At 57.0% G+C, this 19142-nt stretch carries 12 protein-coding genes, 3 rRNA genes and 5 pseudogenes; 8 read left to right on the forward strand and 12 right to left on the reverse strand.

Going from position 1 to position 19142, the window contains the following annotated elements; genetic code table 11:
- Together Har1129_RS20230 and Har1129_RS20235 are read left to right on the forward strand one after the other, a co-directional pair.
- Positions 1-183, forward strand: a pseudogene (locus Har1129_RS20230) (tRNA 4-thiouridine(8) synthase ThiI); the annotation flags it as partial.
- Positions 184-210: 27 nt separating this feature from the next.
- The gene (locus Har1129_RS20235; protein ID WP_151100034.1) at positions 211-765 is read left to right on the forward strand and encodes a DUF5804 family protein; all 555 of its coding nucleotides are present in this window, start codon (positions 211-213) and stop codon (positions 763-765) included.
- A gap of 31 nt (positions 766-796) precedes the next feature.
- Here the strand turns inward: Har1129_RS20235 and Har1129_RS20240 are convergent.
- From Har1129_RS20240 to Har1129_RS20260, 5 genes and pseudogenes are all read right to left on the reverse strand, one after another.
- Positions 797-1704 (reverse strand): annotated as a pseudogene (locus Har1129_RS20240) (PLP-dependent cysteine synthase family protein).
- Between the two features lie 100 nt (positions 1705-1804).
- Positions 1805-2224, reverse strand: coding sequence for a CopG family ribbon-helix-helix protein (locus tag Har1129_RS20245; protein ID WP_004592383.1), 420 nt, complete (start codon positions 2222-2224; stop codon positions 1805-1807).
- A gap of 190 nt (positions 2225-2414) precedes the next feature.
- A 5S ribosomal RNA gene (gene rrf / locus Har1129_RS20250) occupies positions 2415-2537 on the reverse strand.
- Between the two features lie 135 nt (positions 2538-2672).
- Positions 2673-5597: ribosomal RNA gene (locus Har1129_RS20255) — 23S ribosomal RNA — on the reverse strand.
- Positions 5598-5967: 370 nt separating this feature from the next.
- A 16S ribosomal RNA gene (locus Har1129_RS20260) occupies positions 5968-7438 on the reverse strand.
- Together the 16S, 23S and 5S rRNA genes form the textbook arrangement of a ribosomal RNA operon.
- Positions 7439-8373: 935 nt before the next feature.
- Between Har1129_RS20260 and Har1129_RS20265 the strand changes: the two genes are divergently transcribed.
- From Har1129_RS20265 to Har1129_RS20275, 3 genes are all read left to right on the forward strand, one after another.
- Entirely contained in the window at positions 8374-8727 is a 354-nt protein-coding gene (locus tag Har1129_RS20265) for a hypothetical protein (RefSeq protein ID WP_151102449.1), read from the forward strand.
- Between the two features lie 146 nt (positions 8728-8873).
- Positions 8874-9782, forward strand: coding sequence for a permease (locus Har1129_RS20270; protein ID WP_151102613.1), 909 nt, complete (start codon positions 8874-8876; stop codon positions 9780-9782).
- Between the two features lie 169 nt (positions 9783-9951).
- A complete protein-coding gene (locus Har1129_RS20275) occupies positions 9952-10980 on the forward strand; it encodes a hypothetical protein (RefSeq protein WP_151102450.1) in 1029 nt (342 codons plus the stop codon).
- Positions 10981-11070: 90 nt separating this feature from the next.
- On the opposite strand, the gene Har1129_RS20280 is transcribed toward Har1129_RS20275, so the two are convergent.
- Positions 11071-11544 (reverse strand): hypothetical protein, encoded by a 474-nt coding sequence (locus Har1129_RS20280; RefSeq protein ID WP_151102451.1) that lies wholly within the window; start codon positions 11542-11544, stop codon positions 11071-11073.
- Positions 11545-11637: 93 nt separating this feature from the next.
- On the opposite strand from Har1129_RS20280, the gene Har1129_RS20285 reads away from it, so the two are divergent.
- Positions 11638-12324 carry a hypothetical protein gene (locus tag Har1129_RS20285; RefSeq protein ID WP_225307878.1) on the forward strand — a complete coding sequence of 229 codons (687 nt, stop codon included), beginning with the start codon at positions 11638-11640 and terminating at the stop codon, positions 12322-12324.
- Between the two features lie 87 nt (positions 12325-12411).
- Here Har1129_RS20285 and Har1129_RS20290 read toward each other — a convergent pair whose 3' ends face one another.
- The 4 genes from Har1129_RS20290 to Har1129_RS21095 form a co-directional block, all read right to left on the reverse strand.
- Positions 12412-13164: a hypothetical protein gene (locus Har1129_RS20290; RefSeq protein WP_225307897.1), complete on the reverse strand. Its 753-nt coding sequence runs from the start codon at positions 13162-13164 to the stop codon at positions 12412-12414.
- Positions 13165-13413: 249 nt separating this feature from the next.
- Positions 13414-13656 (reverse strand): hypothetical protein, encoded by a 243-nt coding sequence (locus Har1129_RS21085; RefSeq protein ID WP_225307879.1) that lies wholly within the window; start codon positions 13654-13656, stop codon positions 13414-13416.
- Between the two features lie 322 nt (positions 13657-13978).
- Positions 13979-14566, reverse strand: a complete 588-nt coding sequence (locus tag Har1129_RS21090) for a hypothetical protein (protein ID WP_225307902.1) — start codon at positions 14564-14566, stop codon at positions 13979-13981.
- A complete protein-coding gene (locus Har1129_RS21095; protein WP_225307898.1) occupies positions 14484-15086 on the reverse strand; it encodes a hypothetical protein in 603 nt (200 codons plus the stop codon). Before Har1129_RS21095 ends, Har1129_RS21090 begins: the two co-directional genes overlap by 83 nt.
- Before the next feature lie 259 nt (positions 15087-15345).
- Between Har1129_RS21095 and Har1129_RS20305 the strand changes: the two are divergent.
- Both Har1129_RS20305 and Har1129_RS20310 read left to right on the forward strand, forming a co-directional pair.
- Positions 15346-16432 (forward strand): annotated as a pseudogene (locus Har1129_RS20305) (FAD binding domain-containing protein).
- Positions 16433-16553: 121 nt separating this feature from the next.
- A pseudogene (locus Har1129_RS20310) lies at positions 16554-17062 on the forward strand (universal stress protein).
- 873 nt (positions 17063-17935) lie between these two features.
- Here the strand turns inward: Har1129_RS20310 and phnE are convergent.
- Together phnE and Har1129_RS20320 are read right to left on the reverse strand one after the other, a co-directional pair.
- Positions 17936-18733, reverse strand: a pseudogene (phnE, locus tag Har1129_RS21420) (phosphonate ABC transporter, permease protein PhnE).
- On the reverse strand, positions 18733-19142 hold a 410-nt coding region (locus Har1129_RS20320), incomplete at its 5' end, for an ABC transporter permease subunit (RefSeq protein WP_151102623.1). The pseudogene phnE and the gene Har1129_RS20320, both read right to left, overlap by 1 nt.

Here is a 19142-nt window from a genome sequence, read left to right on the forward strand (position 1 = left end):
CACGCGCGAACCATCGGGACCTTCGAGGACTCGACAATCGACACCGGTTGCAACCGTGTCGCGCCATCACATCCGGAAACTAATGCCTCGCTGGAAGCAGTTCGGGCGGCCGAACCCGATGATCTGTTTGAGCGCGCCGAAGCCTGTGCCCAAGACCGCGTCGTCGTCCCCATCGAAAGCTAAATTTCCGGGGCGGGTCAGGGTTGAGCCATGACGCAGGTCTGTCTCGTCGGGAGCGAGGACGTGAATCTCCGGTACGAACTTCTCTCTCGCGAGACCGCACGGAACGCACTCGCAACCTACGACCTGCAGGAGCCATTCGAAAACACCATCGCCGTCGACACTGTGAGCCTCGGCGCGGCGGTGGCGCTGCTGAACGACCTGAACTGGTATCTCGTCCGCTTCGCCGACACCGCGTTCATCCGTGACCCATCGATTAGTGAGACGGAGTGGCTTTCGCGGGACCTCGCCGCGGCGATCCGGGACGACGACGTTGCTCCCGAGGATACCGGTCGGTTTCTCACGGTGTACGGCATTGTCGAACCAGACGATACCAGCGACGCTACCGACGATGACGTGCCGGAAGCGGCCACAGAACCCACATCTGAACCCGGACCGGGCGCGACGATGGAAGCTGACAGCCCACCGGAACTTGTCGACCCGATGTTGCTGACCCGGACCGGCGACACTATTCCGGAGTACGACCTTCAGGAAGTAGACGACACGCTCATCGTCAGAGTAACTGAATCGGAGTTCGGCGCCTGATTCGGTTACGCCGCGCCCAGAACAGTCTGTATCAGTCGAACATTCCGGTCGACATATACCGCTCGCCGCTGTCCCAGTAGACTGTGACAACAAGCGGGTCCTCGACGCCGTCCGCGACGAGGCGCTCAGCTACCTCGCGCGCAGCGAGGTTCGACGCGCCAGAGGACTGGCCGACGAGGATGCCCTCCTCGTGAGCGAGTCGACGGCACTCGTCTTCCGCATCCGAGAGCTCGACCGTCAGCACGTCGTCCAGCAGGTCGGTATCCAGATTGTCGCTGACGAACCCGGCCCCATCCCTTGGAAGCTGTCCTCGCCAGTGCCCGGTTCCATCCCGGAAAGGACGGCGTTGTCCGCCGGTTCGACCGCGACAATATCCATCTCAGGGAACGCCTCACGCAGCCGACGGCCGGTCCCGGTGAGTGTGCCACCGGTACCGACGCCCGCGACCAGCGCGTCGACAGTCCGGTCGCCCACCTGTTCGCGTATCTCCTGCCCCGTCGTCTCGTAGTGTGCCTTCGGGTTCGCTGGGTTCTCGAACTGCCGCAGCTGGACGTAGTCGTCACGGTCGCACAGCTCGTCCGCGCGCTCTTTCGCGTCAGAAATATCGCCCTCGACCAGTTCGATCTCTGCACATCCCTTCATTATCTGGCGGCGCTCGGGCGACTTCGAGGATGGCATCACCAGTACCACATCGTACCCTTTCGTCGCCCCGACCATCGCCATTCCGATGCCGGTGTTCCCACTCGTCGGTTCGACGAGCGTATCTCCCGGTTCGAGCGATCCGTTTCGCTCGGCGTCGTCGATCATGTACTTCGCCGGTCGGTCCTTGGCAGACCCACCAGGGTTGAACGACTCGATCTTCGCTGCGACCGTCGCCCCTTCCGGCGCGCGAACCGACACCAGCGGGGACCCGATCGTATCGAGAATAGAGTCTTTCATCGCCGTCGGCTACGTGGGCCCGACTTAAACGCCTACTGAAGGTCCCAAACGGTTCGTGGACTCCCGACACGCGGCAGGGTTTTCCGCCGTCGACGCCGTTTCATGAGAACATGTTGATGTCGTCGACCGGCAGCACCGAGTAATCCACCGACAGCGTGTCCTTCGTGGCTCGAACTTTGCCGACGAACGCTGAGATGTCCTCCAGTTGGCCCTCCAGCACGAACAGTTCCATGCAGTACCGGTCGCCGACGTGGCTGTGGAAGTTCGACGCGACGATAGACTCGTGATCGTGGCGGAGATGCATCATCTTCTCCTCGACGGTCGTCGTCTCGTAGTCGAACAGCACTGTGACGATGGCCATCAATTCGCGGTCCTCCAGTCGCTTGTCCTCGAACTCCCCCATCAGATTCCGGACCGCTTCCCGTACAACCTCACTGCGACCCGTGTACCCGTGTTCGTCGGCGAACGTGTCGATTCGCTCTTCCAGTTCATCCGGCATCGAGATACTTACAACGCCCATGTATTAACTCGGCGCCGTTGGAGTATTAATAGTTCATATCCGCTAGCAGATACCGGAGCGACCGCGGCTAATACTGCCGCTGGCTCGTGTCTCCTGTGTGACTAGCTCGTTGAGAACTGTCGCTCTGTGTGAATACAGAAAGCCCACTCGGGAGAGATGACTCTCCTGAGTGAGCTATGATAGGTATGAATGGTGGCGGCGAACCGCGTTTCCCAGAGGCTCGCGCACTCCAGTACTCCCCGGAACGCTGGTGGGCTTATCTTCCGTGTTCGGGATGGGTACGGGAGGCAACCCCACCGCTGTGGCCGCCTAACGTCGAGTCGCGGAGTCGAACCGCGAAAGTACCAGTCTCGATCAACTCTCCACCGTGTGATTACGTGCGATCCAGTTTGCGCCTGGACTCGTTCAGCGACGAGTTAAATCGTCGGTGAATGAGTCACAGTGCGTATGAATGATGGCTTTGGTCTGTTAGTGCTCGTGGGCTTAACGTCTCGTTACCTCGACGCGCACACCCCGAGTCTATCGACCGCGTCTTGTACGCGGGACCTCTGCGGTGTCTCTTTTCCAAGTGGGTTTCGAGCTTAGATGCGTTCAGCTCTTACCCCGTGTGGCGTGGCTACCCGGCACGTGCTCTCTCGAACAACCGGTACACCAGTGGCCACCAACCGTAGTTCCTCTCGTACTATACGGTCGTTCTTGTCAGACACCATTACACACCCAGTAGATAGCAGCCGACCTGTCTCACGACGGTCTAAACCCAGCTCACGACCTCCTTTAATAGGCGAACAACCTCACCCTTGCCCGCTTCTGCACGGGCAGGATGGAGGGAACCGACATCGAGGTAGCAAGCCACTCGGTCGATATGTGCTCTTGCGAGTGACGACTCTGTTATCCCTAGGGTAGCTTTTCTGTCATCAATTGCCCGCATCAAGCAGGCTAATTGGTTCGCTAGACCACGCTTTCGCGTCAGCGTTCCTCGTTGGGAAGAACACTGTCAAGCTATCTTTTGCTCTTGCACTCTTCGCCGGGTCTCTGTCCCGGCTGAGATAGCCATAGGGCGCGCTCGATATCTTTTCGAGCGCGTACCGCCCCAGTCAAACTGCCCGGCTATCGGTGTCCTCCTCCCGGAGTGAGAGTCGCAGTCACCGACGGGTAGTATTTCACTGTTGACTCGGTGGCCCGCTAGCGCGGGTACCTGTGTAATGTCTCCTACCTATGCTGCACATCGGCGACCACGTCTCAGCGACAGCCTGCAGTAAAGCTCCATAGGGTCTTCGCTTCCCCCTGGGTGTCTCCAGACTCCGCACTGGAATGTACAGTTCACCGGGCCCAACGTTGGGACAGTGAAGCTCTGGTTAATCCATTCATGCAAGCCGCTACTGATGCGGCAAGGTACTACGCTACCTTAAGAGGGTCATAGTTACCCCCGCCGTTGACAGGTCCTTCGTCCTCTTGTACGAGGTGTTCAGATACCTGCACTGGGCAGGATTCAGTGACCGTACGAGTCCTTGCGGATTTGCGGTCACCTATGTTGTTACTAGACAGTCCGAGCTTCCGAGTCACTGCGACCTGCTCCGTTCCGGAGCAGGCATCCCTTCTTCCGAAGGTACGGGACTAACTTGCCGAATTCCCTAACGTTGGTTGCTCCCGACAGGCCTTGGCTTTCGCCGCCATGGACACCTGTGTCGGTTCTCGGTACGGACATCATGCTCGTCTTTTCATGGGCCCCAGGTTGAATCACGTTTCCCTATGCCGCCGTTCGTCCGCTTCGTACCATTACGGTTTCCACGGAGTTTGACGGTTCGACCGGGCGAAAGCCCGGCGTGATCGACCCCAGGGCGTCAACTTTCACTGCATGATGGCACGGGAATATTAACCCGTTTCCCATTTCGTCTCAGTCGAGTTGCGGTGAGACTTAGGACCGGCTAACCCTCAGCTGATCAGCAGTGCTGAGGAACCCTTATCCATTAGGCCGTCGGGGTTCTCACCCGACTATCGCTGCTACTATGGCCAGGATTTTCGTCACGCATCGGTCCACAGGAATTCTCATCCCTGCTTCCACCCAATGCGAGCGCCAATCTACTCGATTACCAGTATCAGTGGTACGGACAGGTCTCGGTGGTGGATTTGAGTCCCGATCATTTTGGGCGCCTCAAACCTCGGCCGGTAAGCTGTTACGCTTTTCTTAGAGGTAGCTGCTTCTAAGCTCACCTCCCGGCTGTCTAGGGCTCGAGACCACCTTCAGAGGATTACACTTAATCCACACTTGGGGACCTTAACCTATCTCTGGGTTGTTCCCCTCCTGGTACACAGGCTTACCCCGCGCACCGGAATCCCCGTCAAACAGCGTCTGTAGGTTTGGAGTTTGACAGGTGTGCCGACTCCTCTCGGAGGCGGACACACCAATCGGTCGCTCTACCCCACAGACTACCTCGGCGGAGGTCATGCTTCGACATGTTTCGATTGGAACCAGCTGTTGCCGGACTCGATGGGCCTTTCACCCCTACACATAGATCACGAGAGGGTATTGTAGGACACCAACTCTAACAGACTTCCACGTGCCTTTCGGCACGCTTCATCTTGTCCATGCGTAGATCGTCCGGATTCGGGTCGTGTCCATATGGCTCCCCGCCCTTGAAGACGGCGGCCCTCGGGCAAAGCCCTGCGGCCATGTCGGTTTCCCTGTGCCTCCCCGGATACTCCGGTTAGACTTGCCATACAGACACACTCCCTGGCTCGTTTTTCAAAACGTACGACAGAACATCGGCTTCCCGTGAGTCTTACTGGAGACTCGCGTCTCCCTCATTCGTCATGGGACCTTGTATGCCCTGTCGCTCGATCGCCAACTGATTTCATGCTCTATTTCGCCTCCCTTCTGAGGGTACTTTGCAGCGTTCGTTCACTACTGTTCACTATCGGTCTCAGGTTGTGTTTAGCCTTCGCAGTCGATGCCTGCGTTATTCGCGAGGGATATCCAACCCCCGCTACTCTGGCACTACCGCACAGCCTACTGGTCTCGAATACGGGGTTGTCACCCTGTATCACGCTCTGTTCCAAGAGACTTCCTCGAGACGGTCGGCTGATGAGAGGTAGCCCTGACACCACATTGCCCGTGAGGGCTTCGGTTTGGGCTGTATCGCGTTCACTCGCGGTTACTGACGACATCACATTGCGTTTCTTTTCCTCCCGATACTGAGATGTTTCAGTTCTCGGGGTTCCTCATTGCGCGAAGCAATTGTTAGAGAGATTCTCATTCGGAAATCCATGGTTCTTCGCCTCCGTGCGGGCTCCCCATGGCTTATCGCAGCTTGGCACGTCCTTCATCAGCGCCTGAGCCGAGCAATCCACCAGCTGGCATAGTAGCCAACGTCGTTGTGACTCGTTCAACTGAACGAGTCCAGTGGACGCCTGGATCGCACGTACACACGGTTTCATTCTCGCCCCCAAGGTGGAGATGGTGGGCGATCGGACCCTTCCCAAGCGCGGTTTCACCCGGCTTGGTGCATCTGTCGTCGTACCACACTCGAACGCCCGTCCCACACTTAAGGGGACGGATTCGGCGGTGGTACGAAGTACGGACCCGTCGGGAGTTGCACCCGACATCCCCGTGAGGGGATATCCGCCTCGGATAGGTCGTGTGAGCCCAGCGGGCCCATGCAGTAGTCGGCGCTTACCGACTCGCGGTGACTTGTGGTCACCAGTCAATGTAGGTGGGTCAGGGCAAAGCCCTGATCCCGGTCAGTAGGAGGTGATCCAGCCGCAGATTCCTCTACGGCTACCTTGTTACGACTTAAGCCCCCTTGCGGAGCCCAGATTCGACCGTCGCATGACGGCCTCATCCGGACCCCACTCGGGTGCTTTGACGGGCGGTGTGTGCAAGGAGCAGGGACGTATTCACCGCGCGCTTCTGACACGCGATTACTACCGAATCCAGCTTCATGCGGGCGGGTTTCAGCCCGCAATCCGAACTACGACTACGTTTGGAGATTAGCTTCGCCTCTCGGCGTTGCATCCCACTGTCATAGCCATTGTAGCCCGCGTGTTGCCCGGTCCATTCGGGGCATACTGACCTACCGTTGCCCATTCCTTCCTCCATTTTAGCAATGGCAGTCCTCCTAGTGTACCCAACCACCGCAGGGTGTTGCTGGCAACTAGAAGTGTGGGTCTCGCTCGTTGCCTGACTTAACAGGACGCCTCACGGTACGAGCTGACGGCGGCCATGCACCTCCTCTCAGTAGCGTCGAGTAAAGTCGTCAACCTGACTGTCATTACTACTGTCGGGACCGGTGAGATGTCCGGCGTTGAGTCCAATTAAACCGCAGGCTCCTCCGGTTGTGGTGCTCCCCCGCCAATTCCTTTAAGTTTCATCCTTGCGGACGTACTTCCCAGGCGGCTCGCTTATCGTCTTCACTACGGCACATCACGTGCTCATGGCGCGTGACATACCTAGCGAGCATTGTTTACAGCCAGGACTACCCGGGTATCTAATTCCGGTTCGAGACCCTGGCTTTCGTCCCTCACTGTCGGGTCCGGTCTCTCAACGTGGTTTCCCCATTGGTGGTCCGTCCAGGATTACAGGATTTCACTCCTACCCCGGACGTACCCGTTGAGTCTCTCGGCCCCAAGCTGTGTAGTTTCCACCGACGCCGACCAGTTGAGCTGGTCGATTTCCCAATGGACTTACACAGCAAGCTACGGACGCTTTAGGCCCAATAATATCGGCCATCACTTGGACTGCCGGTATTACCGCGGCGGCTGGCACCGGTCTTGCCCAGTCCTTGTTCCTGTACCACCTTACGGTACAGAAAAGCGAGGGCTATATGCCCTCACACTCGGAGTCCCCCTATCGCACTGTCGTGCAGTGTAAAGGTTTCGCGCCTGCTGCGCCCCGTAGGGCCCGGTATCTTGTCTCAGATACCGTCTCCAGGCTCTTGCTCTCACAACCTGTACCGATTATCGGCATGGTGGGCCGTTACCCCACCATCTACCTAATCGGCCGCAGCCACATCCTACAGCGCCGGAAACGTTCTCACTCTCGGCACTCCAGCCTGAGAGTAATATCCGCTATTGGCCTCAGTTTCCCGAGGTTATCGCGGTCTGTAGGGTAGTTTGGCCACGTGTTACTGAGCTATATGCTACGAGTCTAAACTCGTGCAACTAGCATGGCTAAATCGGACTCCGATAGCAATGGCCTCCGGCAGGATCAACCGGAATGTGCTGATATACATCAGCGGCGGAAGTGGTTGCACTCCGTCGGAAGCTAACACACTGGTTCCTACGCCAGTGTTGACTACTGCATGGGTCCGTGGGCTCACATCAGATTCCATCTTGACGGCGGACCGCAGGGGTGGAATCCTCATGGGATGAAACCTCGCCAACCCCAGAAGGGAAGGCGAGAATTTCTCGTAGCTCGGCCGACCTAGGTGGCCACCCGAGCGTGTCGACCCGGGCTCGCTGCCCGGTGCGACCTTCGCATCATATCCGATGGGAGGGGAGTATATAAATGGACGGTCTCGAACCGGCCGTGTTCAGCCGTCACACAGGATATGTGTCGCATACACACTATCAAGACCTCACAGAGCATTACCGGTTAACCTGACCTGATTCACTTGTTCTGTCGTGATGAGTCATCGATGTTGGTTGAACGCCGCGAGTCGAGGACAGAGTCGTCGCTGTCGGCGACGGTTCGCCACTGATGCGACAGCGTAGCCACTCCCAAGGAGGCTTCTCCGGTCAGTAACTACCGGTTGAACCTGTCATTAGGTAGCCGGTTCGTGCGGGCGACCCGGCCACTGAGAGGGCTGTCTATGCAGTCCGTCGAACCATATTGACCAATCCTTGTACGGCCGCCCCCAGAGACGACGGTCGCTCCGGTGGGGCGTTGCTACGTATTTGTAGTCACGGAGGCGTGTTGTGCGTCTGTGGGTGACACCCTGACATCGACGCCCCAGTTTCGTGTGCTCTGCACTGTTATTTAGCTTCTTGTGCTTCCGAGATATTTGAGAAATAAGTTACCAGATTAGACCTGAATAAGTATCATTTGAAGACCATTTCATATTAATATTACATGTGTATTATATTAGTGACATGGGAAAGTACTGTCCATCCAAAAGACATATTCGTAACTGCAGCATAGGTACAATGTCGACATGCCCTCCAGCAGTCGTAAGCTTCTCTCGACGACCAGTGAACAGTGGCGTCTGGCGCGTGAAGACCTCCACGTCAGAAACACCACGGATACCAAGCGTGATATCGGCATAGAAATATACGACGACAACAAAGTGTGTTGTCATACGGCACACTATCAGCTCTTGTCAGGCCAGTCCGGCTGTTCGGTCAACTTGCTACAGGCTGGCTGCTACAAGGTTAAAGCCGTTCTCGATCAACAACACGAATCAGTCGCTACCGTGACAGTCTCTGATGAACCCGAACAGACTATTTTCATCCACATTCAGAACGAAGGGATCACAATCAAGGAAGGAGTGACTCCCTCGCGTACCTGAACCAGCGTGTTGCATCTTCCCCTCCCCCTTGCAGGCAGGATTGAACGAGATAGGGTAAGCCTATCTTTAACACCCATCCGAACGAAATAACAAATTGAATGAGCTCTGCATCTACATCGGACAGGTCCCCCGAGTCTGCCGATCCCGTGTCGGGCTATCGTGACACGCTTACATCGCTTTATCGCGAATATGTCGGTGAACCAGCCAAAGAGCGAGACATCTATGTTGGATTTGGCCTCTTCTTCGCTGGGGTCACGCTTGCCATCGTCGGATTCTGCCTCTTTCTGTACAGTAACGTTCTAGAATCCGGGAGCACACTGTACTGGCAGATTCGTGAGGTTGCGCTCGTCGTCGGGTTCATCGGACTGCCCTCCGTGCTGTTGAGCGTCGTCGTGCTCCTCCCGGTCGGTTTCAAAACTCGGATCGTTAGTGCCGCTGGCACGTTATTCTGTCTCGCCGCAACCATAATTCTGGTTGATGTCTTTCCGTATGGATGGACGAATAGTGGCGGAATCAACGGTAGCGTCTGGACAATCAGCGTTTACGCCACTGGGCTGGTCATGCTTGCGGCCTCGACAGGGGCGGCGCTGGTTGCACACTACCTCGAGAAAGCGACAAGCACAGGCGAGTCAACTGAACCGGTTGAGTCGGCCGAGAGCGAGTCTGAGTCTGTCAGCAAAGCAGATGTGGACAACGATATCGAACAGGCACTAGAAGGGGCGGAACTATCGTGGGGTGGCGTCGAACAGCAGCCCAAAACTAAGCGGTTAAATCTGGATATGCCAGAAACGGACTCGGACCTCGATCGGACGGCTATCGAGAATTCTGAGGCAACCACGACCCGAGCCGACAGCAATGATGTTGATGACGCGGTGGATGGGCTCAGGCAGCTACAGGGTGGCCAATCAAAGACTGAGCGAAGCGCCGGCACCGAAGATCAGGTCAACGCTCTCACGCAGTTTCGAAATGAGCAGGGCGAAGATGACGATGTGGAAACCGGTGTCAAAGAGCAACAAGGCATTGTTAGTCGTCTTCGGTCATGGTTTTTTGAATAAGCGGACTGAACTCCTCCACAGACACTCCGCTGTGCTTCTCTCGTTGCGTGAGTGTGATCGTATTATTATGTCCCTACGAGTCAGTCAATCTGAGTTTTCATAAATAAAAGGTTACTTGTTGGAACAAAACAGGATAGTTTTTTCAACTTGGTGGGAGGAATACAACTGTATGCCCCAAGGTCTCGATGTCGGTACGATGAACCTCCTGTCTGCACGTCAAGACGGTAACGAGACGGTATTCGTGCAGCAGCGGAACTCTTTCGTCGAAATTGACTACAGCGACATGGCCGAACAGATGCTGTCGAGAAGTGATGTTCTCCACATCCGCAAGGATGACCGGGTCTACATCGTTGGCGATGACGCCCTGAATTTCGCGAACATCTTCAGTGAGGAGACACGCCGCCCGATGCAAGCCGGGATACTCTCAAGCGACGAGCAATCAGCGATCCCGATGATTAAGCTCATTACTGAACAGGTGGTGGGACAGCCGGAGTTCCCGAACGAGCGCCTGTTTTTCTCGGTTCCTGCGGACCCAATCGATGCCGATGTCTCGACACTGTATCATCAGAAGACGATCGAATCCCTGCTCACTGATATGGGCTACAGCCCAGAACCGATCAATGAAGGGATGGCCGTCATCTACTCCGAGCTTGCAAATCGTGAGTTCACCGGACTCGGTATCAGCTTTGGCGCCGGAATGACCAACGTTTGTCTGTCATACTATGCGGTCCCCGTAATGAAGTTCTCTATCGCACGTGGTGGCGACTGGATCGACGAGCAGGCTGCACAGGCAACAGGCACACCCGTAGATAAGGTTACCTCCGTTAAAGAAGAAGACTTCGCGCTCAATTTCGAGACGGACGTCGGCGGTATCGAAGGTGCGCTGAGTATCTATTACGACAATCTGCTCGACTATGTCATCGAAAACATCATCAGTGAGGTCGATGAGGAAGATGTCGAGGAGGGACTAGATGTCCCGGTCGTCGTGACTGGTGGGACATCCAGTCCTGACGGCTTCGAAGAGCTGTTTGCCGAACGGATCAACGAATCTGAGATACCGTTCTCGATCAGTGACGTCCGCCAAGCCGAGAATCCACTATATAGTGTCGCACAGGGTGCACTCGTCGCAGCGCGGTCGGAAGAAGAGCGCGAGGGGCAAAGCGAGCAGACCGAAGAACCTGACACCACCGCCGAGTAACGGTTGGTCTCGAATAGAAGCACGGTTCACCGGCGTCAGTCGGGATACACTACTGGTCCTCGTTTCAGGTAATACAACCGACGTCGGAGGCTACTCGGTTTCTGCCCCGTTTTTATCGGCTTCAGTTTCCGTATTTTGACTGTTTTCGTCGCTCTCGTCGCATTTGGCTGTAACCGCTCTGCGCTGTTCAGTTTCCCTCTCGTCGATAACGCGGTTCAGTTCGTCAGCGGCATCCTGTCGGAGCTTGTTCACGTCAGACCCTAAAGAGACACCCACCGCGACACCAGCCTGTTCAAGCGAGAACTCTGGTCGGTCTGTGGGCTCGTCCCTTTCTGGAATCGGAACGCTGGGTGTACGGCCAGTATTTTCGGGTTTACCGAGGTTAGAATCAGGATGCTGGTTGAAACGAGCGAGAGCGAATTCCCATGACTCTGGAGGGGATGCCTCGTTGTGATGCGACGCAGAGATGTCCGCGAAGCCGCACGATTCACAGACGATCGCTGTCTGGTCGGCGGTCGCAAGCGTATACGTGCTGAGGTCGGAGTCGCAGCGGGGACACCGCATACTACACTATGCGTGTCTCTCCTATACAATGGTTCCGTCAGTTCTCGCCGTTTAGGGAACGAGTTATGAGATGGGCGACCGATGGTGGAGGCAATGCCGGAGATCGAGATTACAGACACGCAACAGGCGGATTTGGCATCGGTTAAGGATGATCTTGAAGACGCATTCATCGAGACATACGGTCATATTCGCACGCAAGATGTCGTTGACTACCTCCTCGACACATACACACCGCCGGACAAGCTCGAAGACGAGCAAGGCATAGGCCGTACCGACTACGAGCGTATTGCCTCGGCTGAGTATCCGGAGCTCCAACACATTGCGTCTGAGGTGCCGGAAGTTCCCGGGAGCGGTATTGAGGCCGACGAGATGCGAGGGAAACTCCTCTCAGCACTTGGAACGAGTGAACTTGCGGCTCGCCTCGCGGATATCGAACCTGAACAAAGAGCGAACGAAGGGGATGAGGGTGAGGCGGCCGCCAACCCAACTAGGGCAGGGGACATGCCAGACGACGGCGTCGCACAGAACAGTACGTCGACACAGACCAGTTCGTCGCCCGACACCACCGAAAGCTCCGACGCGGCCGAGTCGACCGAGGCACCTGACGACACTCCGAGTGACACTCTTTCCGCTGCCAACCGCTTGTTAACCGAACATGACGAGAAGTGGACCCGATCAGACGAGAATGACGAACCATACGAAGTCACACTCCCCGACGGTTCCACGGTAAGCGCACGGACGAAAGACGACGTCCGAAAACTACTGTTTCAAAACTACTGAACGGACTCTAGTCGCGAAAATACCGGCTGACATCGACCACCTCTCCACGAAGTTACGCCGCATCGGGCGACGACGACTCACTATCCGCTACGTCCTCGAGGTAGCCGACCGACACTGTGGGCACACATCACCGGTAAAGAACGACGATTTACTCACGGGGAGCTCGAACCCACACCTTGGACACTGATACGTCGGAACCGAGTCGCTTGTAGTATGTTTTGAGTGGGCCGCCGTATGCGAATGCCCGTCTCGACCGTTGCCAGTATCCGATTTTTCGGGGGTTTCAGACGACGAGTCTGCCGTGCCTGTAGCAGCATCATCAATGATGACTGCACCGTCACTATTCGGCGGCGTGTAGTTGTCGTCATCCGGTTCTTGTGTCTCTGACGCAGGCAGTATCACGGCGTCATCGGTCGTCTCCAGACGCGCCGATTCGGTCGCCGCTGATGGCTCGCCACTCGCCTCCGCATCTGGAGATGGTTCTGCCACGTTGTCTGACACGGTCACCGTCGATGCGGGCGTATCGGTCGGTTCCGGTTCGTCCGTCGCCTGCATCGGGTCTGTCGCTTCAGCCCTGTCCTCTGCATGCTCTCCCACCCCCGTTTGCCGCTTGGTTTCGGTTCTGTGTTCGACGTCATCCGACTCCTCGCTATTTGCTTTCGAGTCTTCTATGGTCGATATCAGGCCTTGGTTCTCAGAGATATCCCAGATATGCTCACAGCGCTTGCAAGACCTGTATTCCCGAACAGTCAGAACAGTGCCGCGCTTGCCTTCGTCATACGACTTCTCTATCGTCGACTCCCCGAAGTCGTGTCCAAATAGCTCACAGCGCAGTCCCATGCGCGGTCATTTACTTCGTACCGTTAAGAAGGTATTCACCAGCAGTGACATCTATGCCACGAGAGACGCAGGCGGAAACGTCTCTGTGGCCATCCTTGCGCCCGAACATCGACTGAATAGGGGCAGTCTATGAAAGAGTCTAAACAAGGCCTGTTGCTAGCAAGTATTGTTGGTTACTACAGGGTAGTTCTAAGCCAGTCGGTGCCTGATGGAGGCAGTACAGAAGGGACCATCCATAACGAGAACTAGTCAGCAGTCTCGGAGTCGTCCCCCTACTCGGACAGTGATACCCTCTTCGCGAGCGTAGTCTGCGGCGATCTTGAACGGGGGACCGAACGAATCGGCGGTTGCTTCGTGTGGAATCGGCCAGTCATCGCTGGCTGTGACGGAGGAGTTGGTTGCGAGTCTGTACTCTCGACTGACTTCCAGATTCTGGCCGTTGACTGCCACACTGATTAGCCGTCCAGTCTCAGAATCGAACTCAACGGTCATCCCGCTGTCGTCGCCATGCCAGAGCCGTCCGTCGTCGCGGTGGGGACGGAAGGCCGCATCAAGAGGGTCCGTAGTTGCCCACCAGAGACATGGAGGGCTTCTACCTTGCCGACGAAGGGGTTTATGCTGGCTATCTCTCCAGCAGTGACCTCGCCGGATAGGGGTCGCTCTACCCGAGCATCTACATTGCTCGTCCACAGTAAAGGCCGGCCGTCTTGGTCCCATCGGCGGGGCCACCGACGTTGCTGGGTGAGATTTGCTGCCTCTCAGGTAGAAGCAGGATTAACTGGAGTCCCCTCCAGTTGGTACAAATGCAGTCTCCTCATCTTGAGTCTTCGACCAGCGTTTTGAGTTCCGTCAGGCGCGGGAGTTCTGTGACGCCGCTAAGCACGACCAGTACCGACAACGTGTCCCGGTCGGGCGTGGGCATATCACCGCTCCGAACCTCCGGTGACTGGAGTTCCTCCGTGAGCCATCGCCGACCGTCTGTAACGGCATCCCGAATCAACCACGCGGGTGGCCCGGCAAACACGGCCAGAGCCCTGTCGGCTGAATCTAGTTCGCACTCCGCCGTCAGTTTGCCACGCACCGCTCGGCGAAGTGTCGTCTCGACGGCGTTGTATGCCTCGATTTCATCGACATCCTCGGATTCGCCGCCGAGAAAACGGTTCCTGAGCTGGTCTATAACTGTCCCGTTATCGCGGCCATCGTTCGCTTGCAGTTCCTGACTGGCATAGCCAAGCGTTGTGAAACCCGAGTCTGAGAAGGTATTGATTATCTCACTGGCGTCGACGACACTCTGGCCCACAGCATCGGCTGCCGTCGCCTCACCAGCTGCGAATAACGCACCCAGCCGCGTCACAACGGTCTCGTTCAGCGTCTCGGTGGCTGCCTCGACCGGTCTGCCCACTCCCAAGCCACACGTCGTTGTCGAACAGTATCTGCCCGTCGACGGTCGCTTCCAGCGCCCGGAGTGCTTGGAGCGTGTTTGTGGCTGCTCCGTTGTCCCTGCCGGCAGGCAACACCGATAGACAGTAGACGGGAATCGTGTAAATCTCTCGGAGTGCGGCAGCGATGTGGGCCGTAGTGCCACTGCCCGTCCCGCCAGCAAGCCCGGCCACGAGAAGGATGGCGTCGATGTCGCTCGTTACCAGTTGGTCTAGCGCCCGTCGTACTTCGAGCCGTTCGTCTTCGATGGCGGCGGTGCCAGTCGTCCGGTCCCCGTTCGTCCCAGTCCCATTTGTTTCGGAGAGTCCAAAGGTATACCGCCGGTCGTCCGGGAGTGCGTCGAGTTCGTCGAGCGCTTCGGTGTCCGTATCGATGGCACAGGCCGCCCCGAGATACGTCGTATCGCGGCGTTTGTTGTCCTGCCACAGCCGCTCAACGATCCGGCCCCCAGCGCCGCCGATTCCGACTGCCGCGACTCGCATACGTCGTGTTTAGTGTAGACTGACATTAATAGTCCGACTCGGTTCGATGTCACCGCCGCGAGTCCGTAGCAGAACGATTTACAGCGAAATCATCACAAAAGCGTCACTAGAGCCGCACAGAGCTGATATCCGGGAGCGAGCGTGTCACTGCCCGGCAAACCAGTGGCCTTTCATACGGCAGGCGCTGAAGAGGTCTGTGTCCCAAGACCTCGCCAACGAACCAGCCGATTCCGTGTCTGTTACCATCTCCGGCGGGTCGATGGGCGGCCTGTTTACCGGCATCGCTCTCGACAGTGCAGGCCACGACGTAACTATCGCCGAGCAATCGACTGGCACCCTCCGAAGCCGCGGCGGCGGCATCGTCGCCCAACAATCAATTCGCCAGTTCCTCTCACGTCACGACATCGTCGACCCGACAAACATAACCACCCGAGCCAGTGAACGTCGCTTTCTGACTGCTAACGGCGATGTTCGGACGTCAAAAGCGGATTCGATGGTGTTTACGTCTTGGGACGCGGTCTACCGACAGTTGCGGGCAGCGTTCCCGGATGACCGGTACCACACCGGCCGGACGGTCACGGGAATCAGGGCCACAGACGGCACGGTTCGATTCGCCGATGGGGAGCAGACTACCACAGAGCTGGTCGTCGCTGCCGACGGCGGGCAGTCCACAGCACGTGAGCAGCTGTTTCCCGACACCGAGGCTACGTTTGCCGACTACGTCGCCTGGCGTGGTGTCGTCCCGGAAGCAGACCTTTCGGACACAGTCATCGACGCGTTCGATGGCCGTTTCACGTTTTATCAGGGGGAACGAATGCTTATTCTCGCGTACTTCATCCCCGGTGGAGACGGCAGCACAGCCCCCGGAGACCGCCGTCTCAACTGGGTCTGGTACGACACACTCTCCGGGCGAGAGCGTGAGACTGTCTTCACAGACACGACTGGCACGAACCACCAGTTCAGCGTCTCACCGGGACAGCTCCAAGATCCCGTCGAAACTCGCCAGCGTGAGCGGGCGACCGAGATACTGCCACCTGTGTTTGCCGACCTCGTTGCAACAACAGCAACCCCCTTTGTGCAGGCGATTTACGATCTCCAGAGCCCCCAGATGACAGTCGGCAGGGCCTGTCTGCTGGGTGATGCGGCGTTCGTCGCGCGACCGCATACTGCTGCCGGCACTGCAAAGGCGGCCAGTGACGCCGTTGAACTCAAGGCTGCCCCTCGGCCGCCACAGTTCGCTTGGAGGCGCACTGGCGTCTTGGGACGAGGCCCGGACCGACTACGGAGAGCGGCTCGTTGCGCAGGGCAAGCGGATGGGCGACGAACGGTTGTCCCTCGGGAGTTGATGGACGACCGTTCTACGTGTGGGTGCTCTCGGGTCTGGATCCGGTACTGGCCCCTAGCGTCCCTTCTCGCGTTGTAAGAATGGAGGGAATGTTACTTGTCTTCCGCCCCAATAGTCGGCACATGACACTCGTTGTGCCGTTCGACGGCTCCGAACTGGCTGAGGCAGCACTCGTCCGGGCGACGGAGTTCGGCACAGTCTTCGAGGAGGACGTGTTGGCCGTCAGCGTCATCCGGAAAGGGAATGCGAAATACGCTCGGGAACGCGACTGGCTCAAGCCAAACGAGGAATTCGACCTAGAGACAGTCGTCACCTCGCTACACGAACAGGTGATGGACCTGTGTCCGAGTTCTGATTTTCGACATACGGTCGTGATCGATACGCGCCGGCTGGGGCTGTCGCGAAAGCCATTCGCAAGCTGGCCAAGAGAGAAGACGCGTCAATGGTGTTCATCGGAAGCGAAAACGCCGGCCATCTCGTCACAGGCATCAGCAGCGTTGGGGGGTCAATCGCATCGGACGACGCCTACGACGTCGTCATCGTTCGACATCGAAACCCATCCAAAATCGCCAAGCTCAGGGACTCGTCCCCGCACAGGCAACCGAAATCCGATTTTTATCTCCCGGAATAGGTGGCGATAGTCGTTCCGCAAGACAGGTATTGAAGAGTCACCAGCACTCGGCTCGTGGTTTTCTAACAGGGAAGTAACAGCTTGCGAGACGGCCGAAAGAGTGACAGTCATTCCGGGACTCTCGCCGGTGTTTCCTGCGAAGAAATGGTCGTACCTGCGACGCTTCCGCTGACAATCAGCTGGGCAATTCACCCTTTCCGATAGCGGCGTTCGTTGCCGCGCAACCAATCGCAGAACCGATAAACTGCAAGCAGACATCACAGGAGTTTTTGTTACCAAATGTATATCGGTCAGTTGGGTTCTGGTCCTTGCTCCATTTCCCCGAATCCAACTCAAATCATCGATTGGCCCGAGTCCAGAACCTGTCGTCGTGGATGACGACTTTGAATGGTGTTGCACGCCACTCCCCCCGGCTGCCCACCATTCGTTTACTACCCTGAAGTAAGGAACTGGAGATCCTCGTGACACTTATCGGGAAGTTCGACTGGCGTCATGCCGGTGTCTCGCCAGCAGCGAAGCGGCTACAGAGTGGTTTGAACACTTCTTCGTCGATCTGGCTATGATGGAGTTATCGTGGTCAAGTTTTCCGCGACGAGCACCAACAAGCGAACCCCAGAAGAACACTCAGGTATTCGGACCGTGGCAAGGCCTCGATGTCCTATTCTCCTTCCAGAATGACTTGCCTCGTGACGCTGTATCCAGAGATACTGGGATTTGCAAAAGCGGAGAAGGGGAAAACCAGGTTGGCAGACACTGGCGTTGGCCCCACTGGCTATATATACCGCAAACACATAAGTCTTTTGACAGGTATTCTATAATATTATGTTCCCAAATAGACGGGAGAATAGTAGGCGATACGAGCTGGAGGCTCGCCTACATTACTTTCTTGCGCAGATAGGCCGAGATAGCTTCACTGATGAGCACAAGGCCCAGAATCGAGATGAGAATCGTCAGGACTGGCTTCCCAATTGAAGTAATTAATCTCGGTCTGTGCGGGACGCCGATTACCGCCTGCACCGACGAACCCAATGATCGTCGACGCTCTGACGTTGATATCCCCAGCGAAGGCGTCGCGACACTGATGAACGCCGGCTTGATCTGTGGAACGATACTGAGATGAGTACATCAACGGGTGATGCCCCAGCTGCAGTGATCGCTTCGACAGACCCGCGGTCGATTTCCTCGATAGCTTCCGCGATTAGCTTTGCAGTGAATCCGATTGACCTGATCGAGATCGCCAGCACGCCAGCGAGGGCCCCGGGTCCAAAGATGACCACGAAGATCAGTGCCCAGATGATGACGTTGACCGACCGGGGTAAACGAGATGATGAACTTACCCAGCAGGTACGCGGGCTTGTTGGGTGTCGTGTTGCTGGCGCCGAGGAACGCAACTGGGACGGCCATCACGATGGCCAGTGCCGTGCCGAGAATCGAGATATTGATTGTCTCGAGCAGCGGCCCCACAATCTTCCGGGAGTATCCCACATTAGGAGGATACATCCGGCCGAAGAGGTCGGCCAGCTCACGCGGGGCAGTCACGGCATAGCCGTAATTCACTTCCATGGCGCGCCAAGCTGCGACGAGAATGACAAGTCCGGCCAGCAGCCCGAAGAACCGGAGCAAGCGCTCACGTCGATCGAACCGACTCCAAGAGTCAGTGCTGTTTGACATTATTGGATCCGCCTCCGGACGAGAGCGCTGACACCTTCACCGACCATGACGATCGCCACGATGACAGCGATAATCGCCATGCTGAACTGGTAATCGTACTTATCGAAGGAGTTCAGCAGCGTGATCCCGATACCACCCGCTCCGACAATCCCGACGACAGTGCTGTGACGGAGGTTGATGTCCAGCCGGTAGATCGACAGTCCAACAATCCGGGGCATTACCTGTGGGAGAACGCCATAGACATACGTCTGGACAGGCGTCCCGCCGACAGCAGTGATCGCCTCCATCTGCCCACGGTCGATATCTTCGATTTCCTCTGCGAGGAGTTTCGCGAAGAATCCGATAGTTTTGAAAGCGAGTGCTAGGACACCAGCGAGCGGACCGAACCCGACCGCTTTGACCATAACAA

It is taken from the genome of Haloarcula sp. CBA1129 (assembly GCF_008729015.1).
Taxonomy (GTDB): domain Archaea; phylum Halobacteriota; class Halobacteria; order Halobacteriales; family Haloarculaceae; genus Haloarcula.